The 20,070-nt window shown below is 72.2% G+C and carries 17 protein-coding genes; 4 read left to right on the forward strand and 13 right to left on the reverse strand.

All coding sequences use genetic code 11. The annotated features are described in order from the left end of the window. Positions 1-13: 13 nt before the first annotated feature. The 3 genes from ACFYU9_RS32750 to ACFYU9_RS32760 all read right to left on the reverse strand — a co-directional run bounded on the left by ACFYU9_RS32750 (position 14) and on the right by ACFYU9_RS32760 (position 2,455). Entirely contained in the window at positions 14-1,054 is a 1,041-nt protein-coding gene (locus tag ACFYU9_RS32750; RefSeq protein ID WP_389208849.1) for a 3-isopropylmalate dehydrogenase, read from the reverse strand. A gap of 115 nt (positions 1,055-1,169) precedes the next feature. Continuing rightward, entirely contained in the window at positions 1,170-1,301 is a 132-nt protein-coding gene (locus ACFYU9_RS32755; protein WP_361396577.1) for a hypothetical protein, read from the reverse strand. Between the two features lie 203 nt (positions 1,302-1,504). Beyond that, positions 1,505-2,455, reverse strand: a complete 951-nt coding sequence (locus ACFYU9_RS32760) for a LysR family transcriptional regulator (protein WP_389347229.1) — start codon at positions 2,453-2,455, stop codon at positions 1,505-1,507. 101 nt (positions 2,456-2,556) lie between these two features. Here ACFYU9_RS32760 and ACFYU9_RS32765 point away from each other — a divergent pair, with 101 nt between their 5' ends. The 3 genes from ACFYU9_RS32765 to ACFYU9_RS32775 are packed head-to-tail and all read left to right on the forward strand — an operon-like array spanning position 2,557 to position 4,689. Beyond that, a complete protein-coding gene (locus ACFYU9_RS32765; RefSeq protein WP_389208845.1) occupies positions 2,557-3,576 on the forward strand; it encodes a zinc-binding dehydrogenase in 1,020 nt (339 codons plus the stop codon). Positions 3,577-3,616: 40 nt separating this feature from the next. Next, positions 3,617-3,955: a PadR family transcriptional regulator gene (locus tag ACFYU9_RS32770; RefSeq protein ID WP_389347231.1), complete on the forward strand. Its 339-nt coding sequence runs from the start codon at positions 3,617-3,619 to the stop codon at positions 3,953-3,955. After that, complete coding sequence (locus tag ACFYU9_RS32775; RefSeq protein ID WP_389347233.1) at positions 3,952-4,689, forward strand: hypothetical protein; 738 nt, start codon at positions 3,952-3,954, stop codon at positions 4,687-4,689. Before ACFYU9_RS32770 ends, ACFYU9_RS32775 begins: the two co-directional genes overlap by 4 nt. A 6-nt stretch (positions 4,690-4,695) precedes the next feature. Here the strand turns inward: ACFYU9_RS32775 and ACFYU9_RS32780 are convergent, their stop codons facing one another. The 3 genes from ACFYU9_RS32780 to ACFYU9_RS32790 form a co-directional block, all read right to left on the reverse strand. Then, on the reverse strand, positions 4,696-5,232 hold the full coding sequence (locus ACFYU9_RS32780) for a GNAT family N-acetyltransferase (protein WP_389208839.1): 537 nt from the start codon (positions 5,230-5,232) through the stop codon (positions 4,696-4,698). Positions 5,233-5,337: 105 nt separating this feature from the next. Then, complete coding sequence (gene pruA, locus ACFYU9_RS32785) at positions 5,338-6,969, reverse strand: L-glutamate gamma-semialdehyde dehydrogenase (RefSeq protein WP_389208837.1); 1,632 nt, start codon at positions 6,967-6,969, stop codon at positions 5,338-5,340. 32 nt (positions 6,970-7,001) lie between these two features. Then, positions 7,002-7,928 (reverse strand): proline dehydrogenase family protein, encoded by a 927-nt coding sequence (locus ACFYU9_RS32790; RefSeq protein WP_389208835.1) that lies wholly within the window; start codon positions 7,926-7,928, stop codon positions 7,002-7,004. Positions 7,929-8,123: 195 nt separating this feature from the next. Here ACFYU9_RS32790 and ACFYU9_RS32795 point away from each other — a divergent pair, with 195 nt between their 5' ends. Beyond that, on the forward strand, positions 8,124-9,290 hold the full coding sequence (locus ACFYU9_RS32795; RefSeq protein ID WP_389347278.1) for a PucR family transcriptional regulator: 1,167 nt from the start codon (positions 8,124-8,126) through the stop codon (positions 9,288-9,290). Between the two features lie 33 nt (positions 9,291-9,323). On the opposite strand, the gene ACFYU9_RS32800 is transcribed toward ACFYU9_RS32795, so the two are convergent. The 7 genes from ACFYU9_RS32800 to ACFYU9_RS32830 form a co-directional block, all read right to left on the reverse strand. Further along, complete coding sequence (locus tag ACFYU9_RS32800; protein ID WP_389347235.1) at positions 9,324-9,896, reverse strand: TetR/AcrR family transcriptional regulator; 573 nt, start codon at positions 9,894-9,896, stop codon at positions 9,324-9,326. 110 nt (positions 9,897-10,006) lie between these two features. After that, on the reverse strand, positions 10,007-11,596 hold the full coding sequence (gene serA / locus ACFYU9_RS32805) for a phosphoglycerate dehydrogenase (RefSeq protein ID WP_389347237.1): 1,590 nt from the start codon (positions 11,594-11,596) through the stop codon (positions 10,007-10,009). 259 nt (positions 11,597-11,855) lie between these two features. Then, entirely contained in the window at positions 11,856-12,857 is a 1,002-nt protein-coding gene (gene ilvC, locus ACFYU9_RS32810) for a ketol-acid reductoisomerase (RefSeq protein WP_389208827.1), read from the reverse strand. A 129-nt stretch (positions 12,858-12,986) separates the two neighbouring features. Continuing rightward, positions 12,987-13,514 (reverse strand): acetolactate synthase small subunit, encoded by a 528-nt coding sequence (ilvN, locus tag ACFYU9_RS32815; protein WP_116158691.1) that lies wholly within the window; start codon positions 13,512-13,514, stop codon positions 12,987-12,989. A gap of 40 nt (positions 13,515-13,554) precedes the next feature. After that, positions 13,555-15,408 carry an acetolactate synthase large subunit gene (locus tag ACFYU9_RS32820; protein WP_389208825.1) on the reverse strand — a complete coding sequence of 618 codons (1,854 nt, stop codon included), beginning with the start codon at positions 15,406-15,408 and terminating at the stop codon, positions 13,555-13,557. A 218-nt stretch (positions 15,409-15,626) separates the two neighbouring features. Then, on the reverse strand, positions 15,627-18,413 hold the full coding sequence (locus ACFYU9_RS32825) for a putative bifunctional diguanylate cyclase/phosphodiesterase (protein ID WP_389209224.1): 2,787 nt from the start codon (positions 18,411-18,413) through the stop codon (positions 15,627-15,629). A 619-nt stretch (positions 18,414-19,032) separates the two neighbouring features. Next, entirely contained in the window at positions 19,033-19,968 is a 936-nt protein-coding gene (locus ACFYU9_RS32830; protein WP_389209222.1) for a 2-hydroxyacid dehydrogenase, read from the reverse strand. Between the last annotated feature and the right edge of the window lie 102 nt (positions 19,969-20,070).

Here is a 20,070-nt window from a genome sequence, read left to right on the forward strand (position 1 = left end):
GTTCAGCGGCGGGTCAGCTCGCTACGCGTACCGCGAGCGCGTCGCCGATCTCGTCCGTCGTCCGGACGCTGTCCCCGCGCTCGGTGAGGTCGGCCGCGACGGCCTCCTCGATCCGGGCGGCCTCGGTCTCGTGGCCGAGGTGGCGCAGCAGCAGGGCGACCGAGAGCACGGTGGCCGTCGGGTCGGCCTTGCCCTGGCCCGCGATGTCCGGCGCGGAGCCGTGGACCGGCTCGAACATGGACGGGAAGGCGCCGCTCGGGTTGATGTTGCCCGAGGCGGCGACGCCGATGCCGCCGGAGACGGCCGCGGCGAGGTCCGTGATGATGTCGCCGAAGAGGTTGTCGGTGACGATGACGTCGAACCGGGCCGGGTCGGTGACGAGGAAGATCGTCGCGGCGTCGACGTGCAGGTAGTCGGTGGTGACCTCGGGGAACTCGGCCGCGACCTTGTTGAAGATGTCCGTCCACAGGTGACCCGCGAAGGTCAGCACGTTGTTCTTGTGGACCAGCGTCAGCTTCTTGCGGGGGCGGGCCTGGGCGCGGGCGAAGGCGTCCCGGACCACGCGCTCGACACCGAAGGCGGTGTTGACCGAGACCTCGGTGGCGACCTCGTGCTCGGTGCCCTTGCGGATGGTGCCGCCGTTGCCGGTGTACGGGCCCTCGGTGCCCTCGCGGACGACGACGAAGTCGATCTCGGGCTGGCCGGCGAGCGGGGTGGCCACGCCGGGGAGCAGCTTCGAGGGGCGCAGGTTGACGTGGTGGTCGAAGGCGAAGCGCAGCTTCAGGAGGAAGCCGCGCTCCAGGACGCCGGACGGGACGGAGGGGTCGCCGATCGCGCCGAGCAGGATCGCGTCGTGCTGCTTGAGGGCGTCGAGGTCGGCGTCGGTGAGGGTCTCACCGGTGGCGTGGTAGCGCTTGGCGCCGAAGTCGTACTCCTTCGTCTCCAGCTTCACATCCTGGGGAAGGACGGCCGCGAGGACCTTGAGGCCCTGGGCCACGACCTCCTGGCCGATGCCGTCGCCGGGGATGACTGCGAGATCGATGCTGTGAGACATGTCGGCACCCTACTCCTCGTCCCATTGTCTGACACGTTCCGTCCATCATGTGGACGAACGAACAGGCGGCGGACGGACTTCCGGCGATCGGCGACCTGGATCGGCGACCGGTGGGTCAGTGGCCGGTGGAGCCGCCGTTGTCACGGCGGTCGAGGGCGCGCTGGAGGGCGGCGGCGGCGTTCTGGCGGGCCTCGTCGGAGGGACGGGCGGCGGAGTGGCGGACGCGGCGGGCGGTCTGAGCGGCCATGAGGGATCGACTCCTTGAGATCGGTGCGATCGATGCGATCGGTACTCCGGACGTGCGGGTACGGAGGGGCGTGGTGATCGAAGGCGCCGGAAGGGGCGGGGAGCGACGCCGCAGGGGTTGCCTGCTCGGGGCGTGGCACTCTCGACCGCCCTGCGCTCGATGGAGCGGGACGTTCGGCTTCTACAAAGCTAGGTCAGCCGGACTCATCTGTCTCCACAATTACTCGGACTTCCTACTATCTGAGACGGCGACCGGCCCGCCCTGCTCGCCGCCTGGGCCCGCAGCTCCCGGATCAGTGCCCGCACGGCGAGGGATCCGCCCAGCTCAGGAGTGGTGACATAGCCGACGGAGCGGGTCGGGCGGGCCGTTCCGAGATCGGTGATCTCGACCGAGGGCGGTGCTCCGATCAGCGACAGTTCCGGCATCACGGCCATGCCGAAACCACTGCTCACCATCGAGAGCACCGCTCCGTCGTCCTCCGCCTCCACGGTGGCCGGCGGCAGCCACTCCTGGGCTGCCCACCACTGCCGGGTGTACGAGGTGCAGTTCTCCACCCAGTCGACCAGCGGCAGCGAGCGCGGCGCCGGATGCCCGGCCGGATGCACCAGGGCGTAGCCCTCCTCCAGGAGCACGCCGCCGATCAGTTCCGGCGGTACGGGCGAGGTGGTGCCGATCGTCGCGATGCCGAGGTCCGCCCGCCCGTCGAGGACCTCGCCGGCGGTGCCGCGTCCGACCTCCCGGACGATCCGCACCTCGGGCGCGATCTCCGGATGCCGGGCCGTGAGCCGCTCCAGGGCCGGCGGCAGCAGATGGAGGGCGGCGCTGCGGAAGGCGGCGATCCGCAGCGGCCCCGCGGGCACCGGCCCCGCGCCGCCCGTTCCGGCGCCGCGCACCTCGGCGCCCATCACCTCCAGCAGCCGCAGCACCCGCCGGGCGTGACCGAGCGCCACCTCTCCCGCCGCCGTGGGCGCCGCGCCCGTCCGGCCCCGCTCGAAGAGCACGGCCCCGAGCTTGCGCTCGCTCACGCGCACGGAGTGGGAGACCGCCGACTGGGTCATGCCGAGCGCCGCCGCCGCGGCCGAGAAGCCGCCCGCGCGCGCCACGGCGAGCATGATCCGCAGTTCGCCCACCGCGGGCAGGGATTCGGTCGCCATCGGGGCTCTCACCTCGTCGTATGAGCAGGATTCATGGATCGGCAGCGGCCATCGACGCTACCTCCTGCCCGGCCGCCGGATTCCTTCCTACCGTCTCCCGCATGACGAACGAGACCATGATCACCGTCCATCAGACCGCCCGTCCCGACGGCTTCCCGACGCCCGGGCTCTTCACCTTCGCCGAGTCCCCGGTCCCGGCCCCCGAGCCGGGCACCGCCCTGGTCGAGAACCTGCTCTGGTCCGTGGACCCGTACCACCGCGAGGCGATGGACGGCGACGTCCTGTGGACGCTGGGCTCACCCATGGAGGGCCGGACGCTCGGCCGGGTGCTCGACTCCCGCGACCCGGCGCTGCGCCCCGGCGACCTGGTCCTGCACCGCAAGGGCTGGCGCACCCACTCCCTGGTCGGCCGCGCCGAGGTCCGCCCGGTCCCGGACTTCGGCCCCGGAGTGCCGCTCGCCGCACACCTCAGCATCCTCGGCGGCACCGGGCTCTCCGCGTACGTGGGCCTGACCCGGATCGCCCGGCTCCAGGCGGGCGAGGACCTGTTCGTGTCGGCGGCGGCGGGCGGGGTCGGCACGGCGGCCGGCCGCTTCGCCCGGCTGCTCGGCGCCGGCCGGATCGTCGGCAGCGCGGGCTCGGCGCCCAAGGTGGCGTACCTGACCGGGCGCATCGGCTTCGACGCGGCCTTCGACTACCACGACGGCCCGGTCGCCGAACTGCTCGCCGGGGCCGCCCCGGACGGCGTGGACACCGTCCTCGACGGCGTCGGCGGCGACCATCTGGAAGCCGCGATCGGCTCCCTGCGCGACCGCGGCCGGATCGCCTGGGTCGGCGCGGTCGCCCAGTACCACTCCCTCGCCACTCCCCCGCCCGCCCCGCGCAACCTCTTCGACCTGGTGGAGAAGAACGCCCGCCTGGAGGGCTTCCTGGTGCGCGACCACATGGACGCGCAGGAGGAGCTGTACGACTTCGCCGTGCCGCACCTGCGCAGCGGGCGGCTGGCGCCGGACGTCACGGTGACCGAGGGCTTCGAGCACATCGTGACGGCGTTCCTGGGGATGCTGCGCGGCGAGAACACCGGCAAGGCACTCGTCGCGGCGCATGGTCTGGAGAGCTAGCTAGATTGCATTCCTACCTAGGTAGTGATGGAATGCGGTCATGGCCGCAGACCGCAGATCCAGCTGGCTCAAGGGAGTCCTCGACCTGCTCGTCCTCTCCTGCCTGACCGACGGCGAGAGTTACGGGTACGAGATCGCCAAGTCGCTCGCCGAGGCGGGCTTGGGCGAGATCAAGGGCGGGACGCTGTATCCCGTGCTGAACCGCCTGGAGGAGGCGGGCCTGGTGGAGGCCGAGTTCCGGGCCGCCGAGCGCGGACCGGGGCGGCGCTACTACCGGCTCACCGAGCCGGGGCGCACCCATCTGGCGGCCGAGAGCGCGGCCTGGACGGAGTTCCACCGGGCCGTACGAGGCACGCTGCAAGCGGGGGGAAACGCATGAACACCGACGCCACCGAGGCCTACTTCACCGAGCTCGCCGGGGCGCTGCGCGCGTCCGGCGTGCCGGCGGACCAGCTGGCGCGCACCGTCGACGAACTGCGCGCCCATCTCGCGGAGTCGGGGACCGCGCCGGAGGAGGAGTTCGGCCCGGCCGCGCTCTTCGCGGCCTCGCTCGGCGGGCTCGCCCCCGAGCCCGGCGAGCCGGACCGCCGGGCGGAGCACTGGACGTGGACCGCGGACCTGTTCAACGACCGGCGGATGCTGGCGGTCCACGGCGACCAGGGCTGGGAGGTGGAGCACCTGGACTCGATCGGCCGCTTCGTGTGCCGCCGGGCGCCCGGCGTCGCGCTCGCCTGGGAGTACCGCCGCGAGGTGATCGCCGGCCGGCGCCGGGCCCGGGTGCTCGCCGAGCTGGACCCGGAGGGCTGGGAGCTGTGCGGCGAGTGGGTGGTCTACGGCTACTTCAAGCGCCCCAAGGCGGCGACCGCCGGCCCGGCCGGCAGCCTGGACGCGCCGCCGGCGGCGCCGGACCGGTCCTGGTTCCTGAGCCGCCGCGCCAAGGCGCTGCTCGCGCTGTGGGCGCTGGCGTCGGGCGCCGCGTACCTCTCCCTCGGCCTGCCGGGCTTCGCGATGCTGATCGCGCTGGGCAGCGCGCTGTCGGCGGTCTACACGGCGAAGCTGGAGACGAGGAAGGGCAGGGCCGTGAAGGCCCGTACCGGCACCGACCAGGACTGACGAACGTCACATCACGTCCCCGTCGCGCCAGTCGAAGACCAGCGGCTCGGCCGGGTCCGGTAGCGGCCGCCCGGCCGCCGCCCACAGATACGTCGAGTCCTCCTCGTCCGGCAGCCGGACGATCCCCGCCGGGCTCAGCGTCTCGATCCGGCCCCGCCACAGCCGCCATCCGCGCCCGCGGTAGAGCCCGGCCCCGTCCCGCGACGCGGACAGCGCCCCGAAGGCGTACGCCCCGTCGACCGCCCGCTCCAGCTCCCCGAGCACCCGCCCGCCGAGCCCCTGCCGCCGCAGCTCCGCGCGCACGGCCACGGCCTCGACGTACCCGATCCGGTACGACCGCCCCCGGTACAGCACCCGCCGCATCACCAGGCTGCCGTGCGCGGCGACCCCGTGCCCGTCCTCGGCCCAGACGTGCAGCCCGCCGAGCGCGTGGTCCCAGTCCTCGTCGGCGAAGTCGCCGTCGAAGGCGCCGTCGAGCAGGGCGCGGACGGCGCGCAGCCGAGCGGGCCCGAGGTCATGGGTGGGAGCGGTCCGCAGGATCATGCTCACCAGTGTCCTCCGGCCCGCCGCGGACCCGGCGGGAAATGGAAACCGCCCCCGACCTCGGTTGGGGGACCGAGGAAGGGGGCGGTGACTGGGGGTGTGGGCTCAGCCCATGTGCGGGTAGCCGTACTCGGTCGGCGGGACCAGCGTCTCCTTGATGGCCCGGGTCAGGGTCCAGCGCATCAGGTTCTGCGGGGCACCGGCCTTGTCGTTGGTGCCGGAGGCGCGGCCGCCGCCGAAGGGCTGCTGGCCGACGACGGCGCCGGTCGACTTGTCGTTGATGTAGAAGTTGCCGGCGGCGAAGCGCAGCTTCTCCATCGTGTACGCGGCGGCGGCGCGGTCGTTCGAGATGACCGAGCCGGTGAGGGCGTAGTCGGAGACGGACTCCATCTGCGCCAGCATCTCGTCGTACTTCTCGTCCTCGTAGACGTGGATCGCGAGGATCGGGCCGAAGTACTCGGCCTTGAAGACCTCGTTCTCCGGGTCGGTGCACTCGATGACCGTCGGGCGGACGAAGTAGCCCTCGGAGTCGTCGTAGGTGCCACCGGCGACGATCGTGCAGCTCGGGTCGGCGGCGGCGCGGTCGATGGCGGCCTTGTTCTTGGCGAAGGAGCGGTCGTCGATGACGGCGCCGATGAAGTTCGACAGGTCGGTGACGTCACCCATGGTGATGCCGTCGACCTCGGCCGCGAACTCCTCCTTGAAGCCGTCGTTCCAGATGGAGGCCGGGATGTACGCACGCGAGGACGCGGAGCACTTCTGGCCCTGGAACTCGAAGGAGCCGCGGGTCAGCGCGGTCTTCAGGACGGCGCGGTCGGCGCTCGGGTGGGCGACGACGAAGTCCTTGCCGCCGGTCTCGCCGACGATCCGCGGGTAGGAGCGGTACTTCTCGATGTTGGTGCCGACGGTCTTCCACAGGTGCTGGAAGGTCCGGGTCGAGCCGGTGAAGTGGATGCCGGCCAGGTCGCGGTGGTTCAGGGCCACCTCGGAGACGGCGATGCCGTCGCCGGTCACCAGGTTGATGACGCCCTTCGGCAGACCGGCCTCCTCCAGGAGCTCCATGAGGAGCACGGCGGAGTGGGTCTGGGTCGGGGACGGCTTCCAGACCACCACGTTGCCCATGAGGGCGGGGGCGGTGGGCAGGTTGCCCGCGATGGCCGTGAAGTTGAACGGCGTGATCGCGTAGACGAAGCCCTCGAGCGGGCGGTGGTCGAGGCGGTTCCACACGCCGGGCGAGTTCGCCGGCGGCTGCTCGGCGAGGATCTGGCGGGCGTAGGCCACGTTGAAGCGCCAGAAGTCGACGAGCTCGCACGGGGTGTCGATCTCGGCCTGCTGGGCGGTCTTCGACTGGCCGAGCATGGTGGAGGCGGCCAGCGTCTCGCGCCACGGGCCGGCGAGCAGCTCGGCGGCGCGCAGGATGATCGCGGCGCGGTCGTCGAAGGACATCGCGCGCCAGGCCGGGGCGGCGGCCAGGGCGGCGTCGATGGCGTCCTGGGCGTCGGCCTGGGTGGCACCGCGGAAGGTGCCGATGACGGCCTTGTGGTTGTGCGGCTGGACGACGTCGAACGGCTCGCCGCCACCCATGCGCTTGACGCCGCCGATGGTCATCGGCAGCTCGCGCGGGTTCTCGGCCAGCTCCTTGAGCTTGGCCTCCAGGCGGGCGCGCTCGGGCGAGCCGGGGGCGTAGCCGTGCACCGGCTCGTTGACGGGAGTGGGGACCTGGGTCACAGCGTCCATGAGTCGCGATACTCCTTCGGAGGGGTGTGGGCTCAGCCCTTGGTGAGGATGGAGCGGACGAAGAAGAGGAGGTTGGCCGGCTTCTCCGCCAGACGGCGCATGAAGTAGCCGTACCAGTCGGTGCCGTACGCGGTGTAGACGCGCATCCGGTGGCCCTCGGCCGCGAGACGGTTCTGCTCCTCGCTGCGGATGCCGTACAGCATCTGGAACTCGTACTCGTCCAGCTTGCGCCCGGCGCGGCGGGCGAGCTCCTGGCCGACGGAGATGAGCCGGGGGTCGTGGGAGCCGATCATCGGGTAGCCCTCGCCCTCCATGAGGATCTTCATGATCCGGACGTAGGCCTTGTCGATCTCGGGCTTGTCCTGGATGGCGACCGAGGCGGGCTCCTTGTAGGCGCCCTTCACGATGCGCACGCGCGAGCCGTTGGCGGCCAGGCGGCGTGCGTCGTCCTCGGTACGGAAGAGGTACGCCTGGATGACGCATCCGGTCTGCGGGAAGTCCTTCCGCAGCTCCTCGTGGATGGCGAACATCGAGTCGAGGGTCGTGTGGTCCTCGGCGTCCAGGGTGACGGTGGTGCCGATCTCGGCGGCGGCCGCGACGACCGGGCGCACGTTGGCGAGGGCCAGCTCGTGGCCGTTGTCCAGCGACTGGCCGAACATCGACAGCTTGACGGACATCTCGGCCCGGGCGCCGAGGCCCAGCTCCTTGAGGCGGCCGATCAGCTCCAGGTAGGCGTCCCGGGCGGCGTAGGACTGCTCGACGGTGGTGATGTCCTCACCGACGACGTCGAGGGTGACCTCCAGGCCGCGGGCGGCGAGGTCCTGCACGATCGGGACGACGTCGTTCACCGACTCGCCGGCGATGAAGCGGGCCACGACCTGCTTGGTCCCGGGGGCGGCCGACACGAAACGGCGCATCTTGTCGCTGCGCGACGCGGCGAGGATCACGGGACCCAGCACGGGGCACCTCCTGAGGGCAGGGTGACGAAAGGTGCGGTACCCGAGGATTCGTAACCAATCGGGAACAGCACGAAGAACCACCGTGAAACCTAAGGATCGCTCCGATCGTCCGCCATCTACAGCTGTCACGCATCCGTGGCCACGGGCTCAGACATCTGTCTGAAGGCACGGGCGAACGGTGCGAGAATGGGCGCCGTGAAGGCCGATTACCAGGACCTGGTGGACGAGATCTCGGCGCTGCTCGGCGCCCCCGCGACCCTGGAGAACCGGGACTTCGGGCTGATCGCCTTCGGTGCGCACGACTCCGAGGACGACAGCGCCATGGACCCGGTCAGGACCCGCTCGATCCTGACCCGGAAGTCCACCCCGGCGGTCCGGGCCTGGTTCGAGGGCTTCGGCATCACCCGGGCGACCGGCCCGGTGCGCATCCCGGCCGCCCCTGACGCGGGCGTGAACCGGGGCCGGATCTGTCTGCCGGTACGCCATCGGGGGGTCGTCCTCGGGTACGTGTGGCTGCTCGACGCCGAGCCGGGCCCCTCGCACGCCCAGCTGACCGCCGCCATGGAGGTCGCCGCCCGGATCGGCGACCTGCTCGCCGACGAGGAACGGGCCGGCGCCGACCTCTCCCGCGAGCTGCGCGCCACCCTGACGGCGGAACGCGGCTGGCAGTACGACATGGCGGTCGCCGCCCTGCGCACCGCCCTCGGCCCGGACGCCGACGGCCTGCACGCCCTGGTCTGCCTGGCCCCCTGGCCGGACGAGGACTCCCCCTCCCCGCGTACGGTGCCGGCCGCGGCGGCCCTGTGCACGGTGCCGTGGCGGACGGCGGCGCCGGGCGAGGGCGGCGCGCCCCGTGCCCTCGCCGCGCTCGTGCGGCTGCGCTCCGGTGACAACCTCTCGCCCGCCGCCGGCGCGGCCGGCCGGCTGCGCACCACGGCGGAGGCGGCCGGGACCGCGGCCGTCGCGGGCATCGCCGCGCCGCGCCGCGGGCTCGCGGACCTCGACATCGCCTGGCGGGAGGCCGCGTCGGCGGCCCGGGCCGCGGGCGCCCAGCCGCTGCTCGGCCCGCTGGCCGAGTGGGCCGCCATCGGCCCGTACCGGATGCTGACCGCCCTCCCGCCCGCCGAGCCGGACCCGGCGGTGCGCACCCTGCTCTCCCCGACCCATGCCGAACTGGCCCGCACGGCCGAGGTGTTCCTCGACCACGCGGGCCAGGCGGGCCGCACGGCGACGGCCCTGGGCATCCACCGGCAGACCCTCTACTACCGCCTCTCCCGCGTCGAACAGCTCACCGGCCTCGACCTGGACGAGGGCGAGGACCGGCTGTTGCTGCACATGGCGCTCAAGGCGGCGCGGCTGTAGGGCGGCTGACGGACCGCCGGATCCGCCGGGCCGCTACCGGTCCCCCATCAGGACCCTGAGCCCGGCCGTCAGGTCGTCCGCGCTCGGCGCCGTCTCCGGGTCCACCATCCACTGGATCATCACGCCGGTCGCCAGCGCCTGGCAGAGCAGCCCGGCCACCCGGGCCTTCTCGGGCTCCTGCTCCGGGTCGATGCCGAGGAAGCCCTGGGCCATGCCGAGCCGGCCCTCGCGCTGCGGCTCCTTGACGGCCTCGCGCAGCTTCTCGTCGTCGTCCATGCGGGTGACGACCTCGGTCTGCAGCTTCCACACCGGGCGGCTGGCCCCGGCGGTGGCGATGAGCCGCTCCCAGACGTCGTGGAAGCGCTGGTACGGGTCGGCGGGCAGGTCCTTGGTGACCTCCTCGGCGGGGCCGGCCCGGTGGCCCCACTCCTCGGTCAGCGCGAAGAACGCCTGCTGGAGCAGGGCGTCCTTGGAGCCGTAGTGGTAGCCGATGGAGGCGAGGTTGGTGCCCGAGGCGGCGACGATGTCGCGGGCCGTGGTGCGCCCGTACCCCTTCTCCAGAAGGCAGCGCTTGGCGCCTTCGAGCAGATCTTCCTTGTGTCCCATGACAGCACTGTACCCGGCCGCTAGACGCCCGTCTAAGACGGGCGTCTAGCGCGCCGGGCAGCAGTCGGTGCGGCGTGCGGTCGGCGCGGAGCGGTCAGACCAGGTTCAGGTCAGACCAGGTTCACCGAGCGGGCCGAGGCCGCGCCGATCTCCGCCGAGATCTCCGCGAGCACGTTCGCCGGGACGGTCTCGTCGACGGTGAGCACGACCAGCGCCTCGCCGCCCTCGGTCGTCCGGGAGACCTGCATGCCCGCGATGTTCAGACCGGCCTCGCCGAGGATCCGGCCCACCGTGCCGACGATGCCCGGACGGTCCTCGTAGCGCAGCACCGCCATGTGGTCGGCGAGCGCCAGGTCCACGTCGTACTCGCCGACGGCGACGATCTTCTGCAGGTGCTTCGGGCCCGCGAGCGTGCCGGAGACCGAGACCTCCTGGCCGTCGGAGAGCGTGCCGCGCACGGTGACCACGTTGCGGTGGTCGGGCGACTCGGAGCTGGTGGTCAGGCGCACCTCGACACCGCGCTCCTGCGCGAACAGCGGCGCGTTCACGTACGACACGGTCTCGTCGACCACGTCCTCGAACACGCCCTTGAGCGCGGAGAGTTCGAGCACCTTGACGTCGTGCTGGGTGATCTCGCCGTACACCTCGACGTCGAGACGGACCGCGACCTCGCCGGCGAGCGCCGTGAAGATCCGGCCGAGCTTCTCGGCGAGCGGCAGACCCGGCTTGACGTCCTCGGCGATGACACCGCCCTGGACGTTGACCGCGTCCGGGACCAGCTCGCCGGCGAGCGCCAGGCGCACCGAGCGGGCGACGGCGATGCCGGCCTTCTCCTGGGCCTCGTCCGTGGAGGCGCCGAGGTGCGGGGTACAGACGACCTGGTCGAGCTCGAAGAGCGGGGAGTCCGTGCAGGGCTCCTTCGCGTACACGTCGAGGCCGGCGCCGGCGACCCGGCCCTCCTTGAGCGCCGAGTACAGCGCCGCCTCGTCCACGATGCCGCCGCGCGCGGCGTTGACGATCCGCACCGAGGGCTTGACCTTGTGCAGCGCCTCGTCGCCGATGAGACCGAGGGTCTCCGGGGTCTTCGGCAGGTGGACGGTGATGAAGTCGGCGACCTCCAGCAGCTCGTCCAGGGACAGCAGCTTCACGCCCATCTGGGCGGCGCGGGCCGGCTGCACATAGGGGTCGTACGCGACGATCTTCATGCCGAAGGCGGACATCCGCTGGGCGACCAGGACGCCGATCCGGCCGAGGCCGACGACACCGAGGGTCTTCTCGCTCAGCTCGACGCCCGTGTACTTCGAGCGCTTCCACTCGCCGTTCTTCAGCGCGGTGTTGGCCTGCGGGATGTTGCGCGCGGTGGCGACGAGCAGACCGCACGCGAGCTCGGCGGCGGTGACGATGTTGGACGTCGGCGCGTTGACGACCATCACGCCGGCCTTGGTGGCGGCGGAGACGTCCACGTTGTCCAGGCCGACACCGGCGCGGGCGACGACCCGCAGCTTCCGAGCGGCGGCGATGGCCTCGGCGTCGACCTTGGTCGCGGAGCGGACCAGGATCGCGTCCACGTCGGCGATGGCGGGCAGCAGCTCGGCACGGTCCGCGCCGTTGCAGTGCCGGATCTCGAAGTCCGGGCCCAGGGCGTCGACGGTGGCGGGCGACAGCTCTTCAGCGATGAGTACGACAGGTTTCGAGCTCACGTTGAGTCCTCACAAAGGCAGTGCGGACGGCCGTCCCGACGGCCGCAGCGGTGGAGGGGGGCTAGCCGCGTGAAAGCGCACGACGCTGTGGGCCAGACGCGATGTTGTTGAGCAGTGTAGTGGTGCGGCGGCGCGGTTCCTGCGCCTCCTTGGAAGGATCACCCGTCCGTGGTTGGACGGGCTGTCCAAGGCCGTGACGAGGTGTCCAGGATGCGGCCCGGGGGCCGGACGGTGTGTCCGGCCCCCGGGCCCGGAAGGCTTACGCCTCCTCGTCGTTCACCCAGCTCATGAGCTTGCGCAGCTCCTTGCCGGTGGTCTCCAGGAGGTGCTGCTCGTCCTGGGTCTTGTACTCGTTGTACTTCTTCAGACCGCCGTGGTACTCGTCCATCCAGTTCTTGGCGAAGGTGCCGTCCTGGATGTCCGTGAGGACCTTCTTCATCTCGGCCTTGGTGGCGTCCGTGATGATGCGCGGGCCGGTGATGTAGTCGCCCCACTCGGCGGTCTCGGAGACGGACCAGCGCATCTTCTCCAGGCCGCCCTCGTACATGAGGTCCACGATCAGCTTCAGCTCGTGGAGGCACTCGAAGTAGGCGATCTCCGGCTGGTAGCCGGCCTCGACCAGGGTCTCGAAGCCCGCCTTCACCAGGGCGCTGGCGCCACCGCAGAGAACGGCCTGCTCGCCGAAGAGGTCGGTCTCGGTCTCCTCGGTGAAGGTCGTCTTGATGACACCGGCGCGGGTGCCGCCGATGGCCTTGGCGTACGACAGGGCCAGGGCGAACGCGCCACCCGTGGCGTCCTGCTCGACGGCGGCGATCGCCGGGACGCCGCGACCCTCCTCGTACTGGCGGCGGACCAGGTGGCCCGGGCCCTTCGGGGCGACCAGGGCGACGTCGACGCCGGCCGGGGGCTTGATGAAGCCGAAGCGGACGTTGAAGCCGTGGGCGAAGAAGAGGGCGTCGCCGTCCTTCAGGTTCGGGGCGATGGACTCCTCGTAGACCTGGGCCTGGATCGGGTCCGGGATGAGGATCATGATGACGTCGGCCTCGGCGGCGGCCTCGGCGGGCGTCACGACGCGCAGGCCCTGCTCCTCGGCCTTGGCCTTGGACTTGGAGCCCTCGTGCAGACCGACGCGGACGTCGACGCCCGAGTCCCGCAGCGACAGCGCGTGGGCGTGGCCCTGGCTGCCGTAGCCGATCACCGCGACCTTGCGGCCCTGGATGATGGACAGGTCGGCGTCGGAGTCGTAGAACAGCTCGGCCACTGGAGTTTCTCCTTGAGGTGCTGGTGTTGCGTCCCACCGTACGGCGGGGTGCGGGAGGTTGGTTTTCGGGTCTCGCCAGGCGGACCACCGGGTGGACCGGCGGTCAGCGCCCGTTGACGACGGGGAGTGTCACGCGCTGCGGTCGAGGGCCCGCAGGGACCGGTCCGTGATGGACCGGGCGCCACGCCCTATGGCGATCGTGCCGGACTGGACGAGCTCCTTGATGCCGAACTGCTCCAGCATCTTCAGCATCGCCTCGAGCTTGTCACTCGAACCGGTGGCCTCGATGGTGACCGCCTCCGGCGAGACGTCCACGGTCTTCGCGCGGAAGAGCTGGACGATCTCGACGATCTGGGAGCGGGTCTCGTTGTCGGCGCGGACCTTCACCAGGACGAGCTCGCGCTGGATCGCGGCGCTGGGCTCGAGTTCGACGATCTTCAGGACGTTGACCAGCTTGTTGAGCTGCTTGGTCACCTGCTCGAGAGGCAGGTCCTCGACACCGACCACGATGGTGATGCGGCTGATGTCGGGGTGCTCGGTGACACCGACGGCGAGGGAGTCGATGTTGAAGCCGCGACGGGAGAACAGGGCGGCGATCCGGGCGAGGATGCCGGGGGTGTTCTCGACCAGGACGGAGAGCGTGTGCTTGGTGGACATGGTGTGGGTCTCTTCCCTGTAGCTCTTCTGCGCCTGCGGCTCAGTCGTCTTCGCCGTCGCCGAAGTCGGGGCGGACGCCCCGGGCGGCCATGACCTCGTCGTTGGAGGTGCCGGCGGCGACCATCGGCCAGACCTGGGCGTCCTCGTGGACGATGAAGTCGATCACGACCGGACGGTCGTTGATGGCGTTGGCCTCCTCGATGACCTTGTCGAGGTCGGCCGGGTCCTCACAGCGCAGCGCGACACAGCCCATGGCCTCGGACAGCTTGACGAAGTCCGGGATGCGGGTGCCCCGGGCGTCCGGGTTGACGTCGTCCGGGCCGGAGTGCAGCACGGTGTTGGAGTAGCGCTGGTTGTAGAACAGGGTCTGCCACTGCCGGACCATGCCGAGGGCGCCGTTGTTGATGATGGCGACCTTGATCGGGATGTTGTTCAGCGCGCAGGTGACCAGCTCCTGGTTGGTCATCTGGAAGCAGCCGTCGCCGTCGACCGCCCAGACGGTGCGCTCCGGCGCGCCGGCCTTGGCGCCCATGGCGGCCGGGACGGCGTAGCCCATCGTGCCGGCGCCGCCGGAGTTGAGCCAGGTGCGCGGGTTCTCGTAGTCGATGAAGTGCGCGGCCCACATCTGGTGCTGGCCGACGCCGGCGGCGAAGATCGTGCCCTCGGGCGCCAGGGCGCCGATGCGCTGGATGACCTGCTGCGGCGACAGGCTGCCGTCCTCGGGCAGGTCGTAGCCGAGCGGGTAGGTCTCGCGCCAGCGGTTGAGGTCGCTCCACCAGGCGGTGTAGTCGCCCTTGTGGCCCTCGGTGTGCTCGGCCTGGACGGCCTGGACCAGGTCGGCGATGACCTCGCGGGCGTCACCGACGATCGGGACGTCGGCGGCGCGGTTCTTGCCGATCTCGGCCGGGTCGATGTCGGCGTGGACGATCTTGGCGTACGGGGCGAAGCTGTCCAGCTTGCCGGTGACGCGGTCGTCGAAGCGGGCGCCGAGGGCGACGATCAGGTCGGCCTTCTGCAGCGCGGTGACGGCGGTGACGGCGCCGTGCATGCCGGGCATGCCGACGTGCAGCGGGTGGCTGTCGGGGAACGCGCCGAGCGCCATCAGGGTGGTGGTGACCGGGGCGCCGGTGAGCTCGGCGAGGACCTTCAGCTCGGCGGTGGCGCCGGCCTTGATGACGCCGCCGCCGACGTACAGGACGGGCCGCCTGGCGGCGGTGATCAGCTTGGCGGCCTCGCGGATCTGCTTGGCGTGCGGCTTGGTGACCGGGCGGTAGCCGGGCAGGTCGGTCTGCGGCGGCCAGCTGAAGACCGTCTTCGCCTGGAGGGCGTCCTTGGCGATGTCGACCAGGACCGGGCCGGGGCGGCCGGTGGAGGCGATGTGGAAGGCCTCGGCGATCGTCCGCGGGATGTCCTCGGCCTTGGTGACCAGGAAGTTGTGCTTGGTGATCGGCATCGTGATGCCGCAGATGTCCGCCTCCTGGAAGGCGTCGGTGCCGATCGCCTTGGAGGCGACCTGACCGGTGATCGCGACCAGCGGGACGGAGTCCATGTGGGCGTCGGCGATCGGGGTGACCAGGTTGGTGGCACCGGGGCCCGAGGTCGCCATGCAGACGCCGACCTTGCCGGTGGCCTGCGCGTAGCCGGTGGCGGCGTGGCCCGCGCCCTGCTCGTGGCGGACCAGGATGTGGCGGACGCGCTGCGAGTCCATCATCGGGTCGTACGCCGGGAGGATGGCGCCGCCCGGGATGCCGAAGACGGTGTCGGCGCCCACTTCCTCGAGAGAGCGAATGAGGGACTGCGCACCCGTGACGTGCTCGACGGGGGAGGCGGGCTGCGCGCCGCTACGGGGTCGCGGCTGCGGATGGTGCCCGGTGGCCTGCTCGGTCATCAGCATTCTCTTCTCGAAGCAGAGGGTTTTTGCGAGGGTTTGGTACGACTTCGGGGTGTTCCGGTGCAACAAAAAACCCCTCGTGCCGTGAGGCAAGCGAGGGGAGCGCGTCGGGTGCTTTTCAGGCGGACCTTCTTGGGGGCCCTGCCTCAGCCGACGCGCTTGCCAAGTACGAGAATTCGGGTGCGCATGGCACTGACCCTCCCCCCGACGCACAGTCACTGTCAAGTGGGTGGGACGGGCGTCTCATCATGTGAGCGCACGGGGGGCCGGTTTCCGGCGGTCAGGGCGCTGACGGCGCCCGCGGGGGTCACCGGAACGGGTGCGCCCGGCAGCGGGTACTCGTCCCGGACCAGGGCGCGGCGCAGCCGGTACTCGTCGAGCGGACCGGAGAAGGCCAAGCCCTGGCCGTGGGTGCAGCCCATGGCGCGCAGGGCGAGCACCTGCTCGGGCATGTCGACGCCGTCGGCGACGGACTGCATCCCGAGGTCGCCGGCGATGCGCAGCAGACCGCTGGTGATCTTGCGCAGTCTGGCCGATTCCACCACGCCCTCGACCAGCCCCCGGTCCAGCTTCACCAGGTCGACGGGGAGCCGGCGCAGGGCGTTGATGGCCGCGTGACCGCTGCCGAAGCCGTCGAGGGCGATCCGGACGCCGAGCCGGCGCAGGGCGGCGAGCCGCTGCTCCAGTTCGTCGAAGGTGACCCGGGGGTCCCGGGGGTCGGTGTCGGCGAGCTCGACGATCAGCGAGCCGGAGGGCAGTCCGTGCCGGGTGAGCAGGGCCTCGACGGAGCCGAGCGGCAGGGAGCGGTCCAGCAGCCGGCGCGCGGAGAGCCGGACGGTGACCGGGGTGCGGTGGCCGATTCCGGCCCGCTCGGCGGCCTGCTCGACGGCCTCCTCCAGGAGCCAGCGGCCGAGCTCGGCGGTGCGCTCGCCGTCGTCGGCGGCCCGCAGGAACTCGGCCGGGGTGAACAGGATGCCCTGCGCGGAGCGCCAGCGGGCCTGGGCGGCGACGGCGGTGATCCGGCCGGTGGCGAGGTCCACGACGGGCTGGTGCAGCAGGGCGAACTCGCCGTCGTGCAGGGCGGTGCGCAGCCGGGCGGCGAGCTCGGTGCGCCGGACCACCTCGGCCTGCATCTGCGGGGCGTAGAGCTCGACCCGGTCCTTGCCGCCGGCCTTGGCCCGGTACATGGCGAGGTCGGCGTTGCGCAGCAGGTCGCCGGCGCCGATGCCGGGCTCGGCGAAGGCGACGCCGATGGACGCGGCGACCCGCACCTCGCCCGCCTCCACGCGGTACGGCTGGGAGAGCCGCAGTCGCAGCCGGTCGGCGATGTCGTGGACGCGGCGCTCGCGGGCGGCCTGGTCACGGGTGCCGTCGCCGAGGATGAGCGCGGCGAACTCGTCGCCGCCGAGCCTGGCGGCGGTGTCCCCGGCCCGTACGGCGTCCTGGAGCCGGCGGGCGGCCTGGACGAGCAGCTCGTCGCCGGCCTGGTGGCCGAGGCGGTCGTTGACCGCCTTGAAGCCGTCGAGGTCGATGAAGAGCACGGCGGTGCCGGGGTCGGTGGCGCGGCGGCCGCCGAGGGCGCCGCGCACCCGTTCGGTGAACAGCGCCCGGTTGGGCAGGTCGGTGAGCGGGTCGTGCTCGGCGTTGTGGCGCAACTGGGCCTGGAGGCGGACCCGTTCGGTGACGTCGCGGCTGTTGAAGAGCAGGCCGCCCTGGTGGCGGTTGACGGTGGACTCGACGTTCAGCCAGGCGCCGGTGCCGGAGCGGAAGCGGCACTCGATCCGGGTGGTGGGCTCCTCGGCGGGCGGCGCGGCGAGGAAGCGGCGCACCTCGTGGACGACGGCGCCGAGGTCCTCGGGATGGATGAGCGAGGCCAGCTCGGAGCCGACCAGGTCCTCCGCCTCGCGGCCGTACACGCCGGCGGCGGCGGGGCTGACGTACCGCAGCATGCCGGTGGGGGCGGCGATCATGATGACGTCGCTGGAGCCCTGCACGAGGGACCTGAAGTGGTTCTCCTTCTGGGCCAGTTCGTGGGTGAGGGCGATGTTGTCGAGCAGCATGATGCCCTGCCGGACCACCAGGGCGAGCACCACCGCGCAGCCCGTGAGGACGACGACGCGGTCCACTCTGCGTCCCTCGACGACGTTGTACAGGATGCTCAGGGTGCAGACCGCCGCCGCGAGGTACGGCGTGAGGGCGGCCAGCGAGCCGGCGAGGGGGCGGCTGTGCGGGAGGCGGGCGGCGCGGGGCGGCAGGGGTGGCGGCTCGGCGTGGCGGCGCGCACCCCAGGGCGCGTAGGCGAGCAGCAGCGAGCCGGAGAACCAGCCGGCGTCCAGGAGCTGCCCCGAGCTGTAGTGCTCGCGCAGCAGCGGCGAGGTGAACAGGGCGTCGCACAGCACGGTGAGCGCGAGGGCGGCGATGGCCGTGTTGACGGCGGAGCGGTTGAGGTGGGAGCGGCGGAAGTGCAGCGCCAGCACCATGCTGACGAGGACGATGTCGAGCAGCGGGTAGGCGAGCGAGAGCGCGGCCCGCGCGACGCTCTCGCCCGGCACGTACGCGGTGTGGGCGAGGGCGAGGCTCCACGAGAGGGTGAGCAGCGAGCCGCCGATGAGCCAGGCGTCCAGGCCGAGGCAGACCCAGCCGGCCCGGGTGACCGGCCGTTTGGCGAGGACGAGCAGGCCGACGATGGCGGGCGGGGCGAAGAGCAGGAAGCAGAGGTCGGCGACGGAGGGGCTGGGCACCGGGCGGCGCAGCACCACCTCGTACCAGCCCCAGACGGCGTTGCCGGCGGAGGCCATGAAGGACGAGAAGGCGAAGAGCAGCCAGGCGGGGCGGAAGACGCGGTGGTGGCCGCGGGCGTAGAGCAGACAGGACACGGCGGCGGCGAGCGCGGCGGCACTCAGCCCGAAGTCCCCCATGACGAGCGCGAGTTCCTCGGATCCCCAGCCGAGCGCGGCGCCGGTCGCGTATCCGCCGCAGACGAGGCCGAGCCCGATCTGCCCGAGCACTCCGCCGGCCCCGCCCGCGGGCCGCTCCGGTGTCCGCGGCCGGGCCGCCCCGGCCCGGCCGCCGTCGGTGACGCACCGGCGCCGGGCGAGCGTCCCGGTGCTCACCGGCTCCCCCGGGAGCTCGCCGGGATGCTCGTGCGCGGGCGGGGTGCCGAGATCCGCGTCGCACCCGCCGGTGCGGGGCACGGCGTGCCCGCGGCCGCAGGCGTCCGGGGCGGGCTCGCCGCCGGCGCGGGGCGCGGGGACCGCGAGGGGGCGGTCGGTGACGGGCGGGCGGCGCCCGCCGGGCGCCGGCCCGGGTGCGGCGGGGCGGGCGGAGCCGCCGGGCTGGTCCGGGACCGCGGGGTCCGGAAGGGCCGGCGCGAGACGCGGGAGGGCGGCCGGCGGCGGTGTCGCCGCGCCGGTCCGACGGTCGTCCGGCCGTGCTCCACCCGTCGCCCCCCTCGGAATCTGATGACCCGTCACTTCGCTCCCCAGCGTCTGCCCGTACCTCGACGCAGTCCCCCGCTCCGGGACGATACACCAGGATCGTCACTCAGGGACAGGGTGTAAGTACTCTGCGTGATGAGCAGGGGGCTTGTGACCGGCGCACTCCGGGGGCGCGCACGCCCGGACGTCCTCAGGTGGTGAGGACGACGTTGGCCAGCCCCTCCCCCGCCGCGAACCGCGTCAGCTGGGCCGCGAGCAGGCGCTTCGCGCGCGGCATGAACGCCGAGGTGGAGCCGCCCACGTGCGGGGTGACGAGGACGCCGGGCGCGTGCCACAGCGGGTGACCGGCCGGCAGCGGTTCGGGGTCGGTGACGTCGAGCGCCGCCGTGATCCGGCCGCTCTCCACCTCCTTCAGGAGCGCGGCGGTGTCCACCACCGGGCCGCGCGCCACGTTGACCAGCAGCGCGCCGTCCTTCATCCGGGCGAGGAAGCCGGCGTCGGCGAGGTGTCGACTCGTGGGGGTCAGCGGCACGGAGAGCACGACCACGTCGGCCTCGGGCAGCAGCGCGGGCAGTTCGGTGAGCGGGTGCACGGGACCGCGCTCCGTGGCACGCGCGGAGCGCGCGACGCGCACGACCCGCGCACACTCGAAGGGCGCGAGCCGGTCCTCGATGGCGGCGCCGATCGACCCGTACCCGACGATCAGCACCGACTTGTCGGCCAGCGCCGGATAGAAGCCGGCCCGCCACTCCTCCGCGTCCTGACCGCGCACGAAGCCGGGGACTCCGCGCAGCGAGGCGAGGATCAGGGTGAGCGTCAGTTCGGCCGTGCTGGCCTCGTGCACACCCTTGGCGTTGCACAGCCGGACGCCCGGCCGCAGCGCGCCGATCCCGGGCGTGACGTGGTCGATGCCGGCGGACAGCGTCTGCACGGCGCGGACGTTGCCCATCCCGGCGAGCGGGCGGACGGCGACCGCCTCGCCCTTCATGTAGGGCACGACGTAGAAGGCGCAGCGCGCGGGATCGGCCGGGAAGTCCGGCCCGCCGTCCCAGAAACGGTAGTTGAGGCCCGAGGTGCCCGGATCGGGCAGTCCGTCGATCTCCTCGGCCGGAATCGGAAGCCACACGTCCGTGGCGGCGGACGCGCTCGCGCCGGCAGCGGTCTGTTCGAGTGTCATGTCCGCGAGGCTATGCGAAGGAACCCGCACGCCATTGGTTACTTTGGGGGG

The organism is Streptomyces sp. NPDC004327 (genome assembly GCF_042873935.1).
Taxonomy (GTDB): domain Bacteria; phylum Actinomycetota; class Actinomycetes; order Streptomycetales; family Streptomycetaceae; genus Streptomyces.

Bases quoted from the DNA above. Each gene is read 5' to 3' on its own strand.
- ACFYU9_RS32750 (WP_389208849.1), bottom strand. From the start codon at position 1,054: ATGTCTCACAGCATCGATCTCGCAGTCATCCCCGGCGACGGCATCGGC.
- ACFYU9_RS32755 (WP_361396577.1), bottom strand. From the start codon at position 1,301: ATGGCCGCTCAGACCGCCCGCCGCGTCCGCCACTCCGCCGCCCGTCCC.
- ACFYU9_RS32760 (WP_389347229.1), bottom strand. From the start codon at position 2,455: ATGGCGACCGAATCCCTGCCCGCGGTGGGCGAACTGCGGATCATGCTC.
- ACFYU9_RS32765 (WP_389208845.1), top strand. From the start codon at position 2,557: ATGACGAACGAGACCATGATCACCGTCCATCAGACCGCCCGTCCCGAC.
- ACFYU9_RS32770 (WP_389347231.1), top strand. From the start codon at position 3,617: ATGGCCGCAGACCGCAGATCCAGCTGGCTCAAGGGAGTCCTCGACCTG.
- ACFYU9_RS32775 (WP_389347233.1), top strand. From the start codon at position 3,952: ATGAACACCGACGCCACCGAGGCCTACTTCACCGAGCTCGCCGGGGCG.
- ACFYU9_RS32780 (WP_389208839.1), bottom strand. From the start codon at position 5,232: ATGATCCTGCGGACCGCTCCCACCCATGACCTCGGGCCCGCTCGGCTG.
- pruA (WP_389208837.1), bottom strand. From the start codon at position 6,969: ATGGACGCTGTGACCCAGGTCCCCACTCCCGTCAACGAGCCGGTGCAC.
- ACFYU9_RS32800 (WP_389347235.1), bottom strand. From the start codon at position 9,896: ATGGGACACAAGGAAGATCTGCTCGAAGGCGCCAAGCGCTGCCTTCTG.
- ilvN (WP_116158691.1), bottom strand. From the start codon at position 13,514: ATGTCCACCAAGCACACGCTCTCCGTCCTGGTCGAGAACACCCCCGGC.
- ACFYU9_RS32820 (WP_389208825.1), bottom strand. From the start codon at position 15,408: ATGCTGATGACCGAGCAGGCCACCGGGCACCATCCGCAGCCGCGACCC.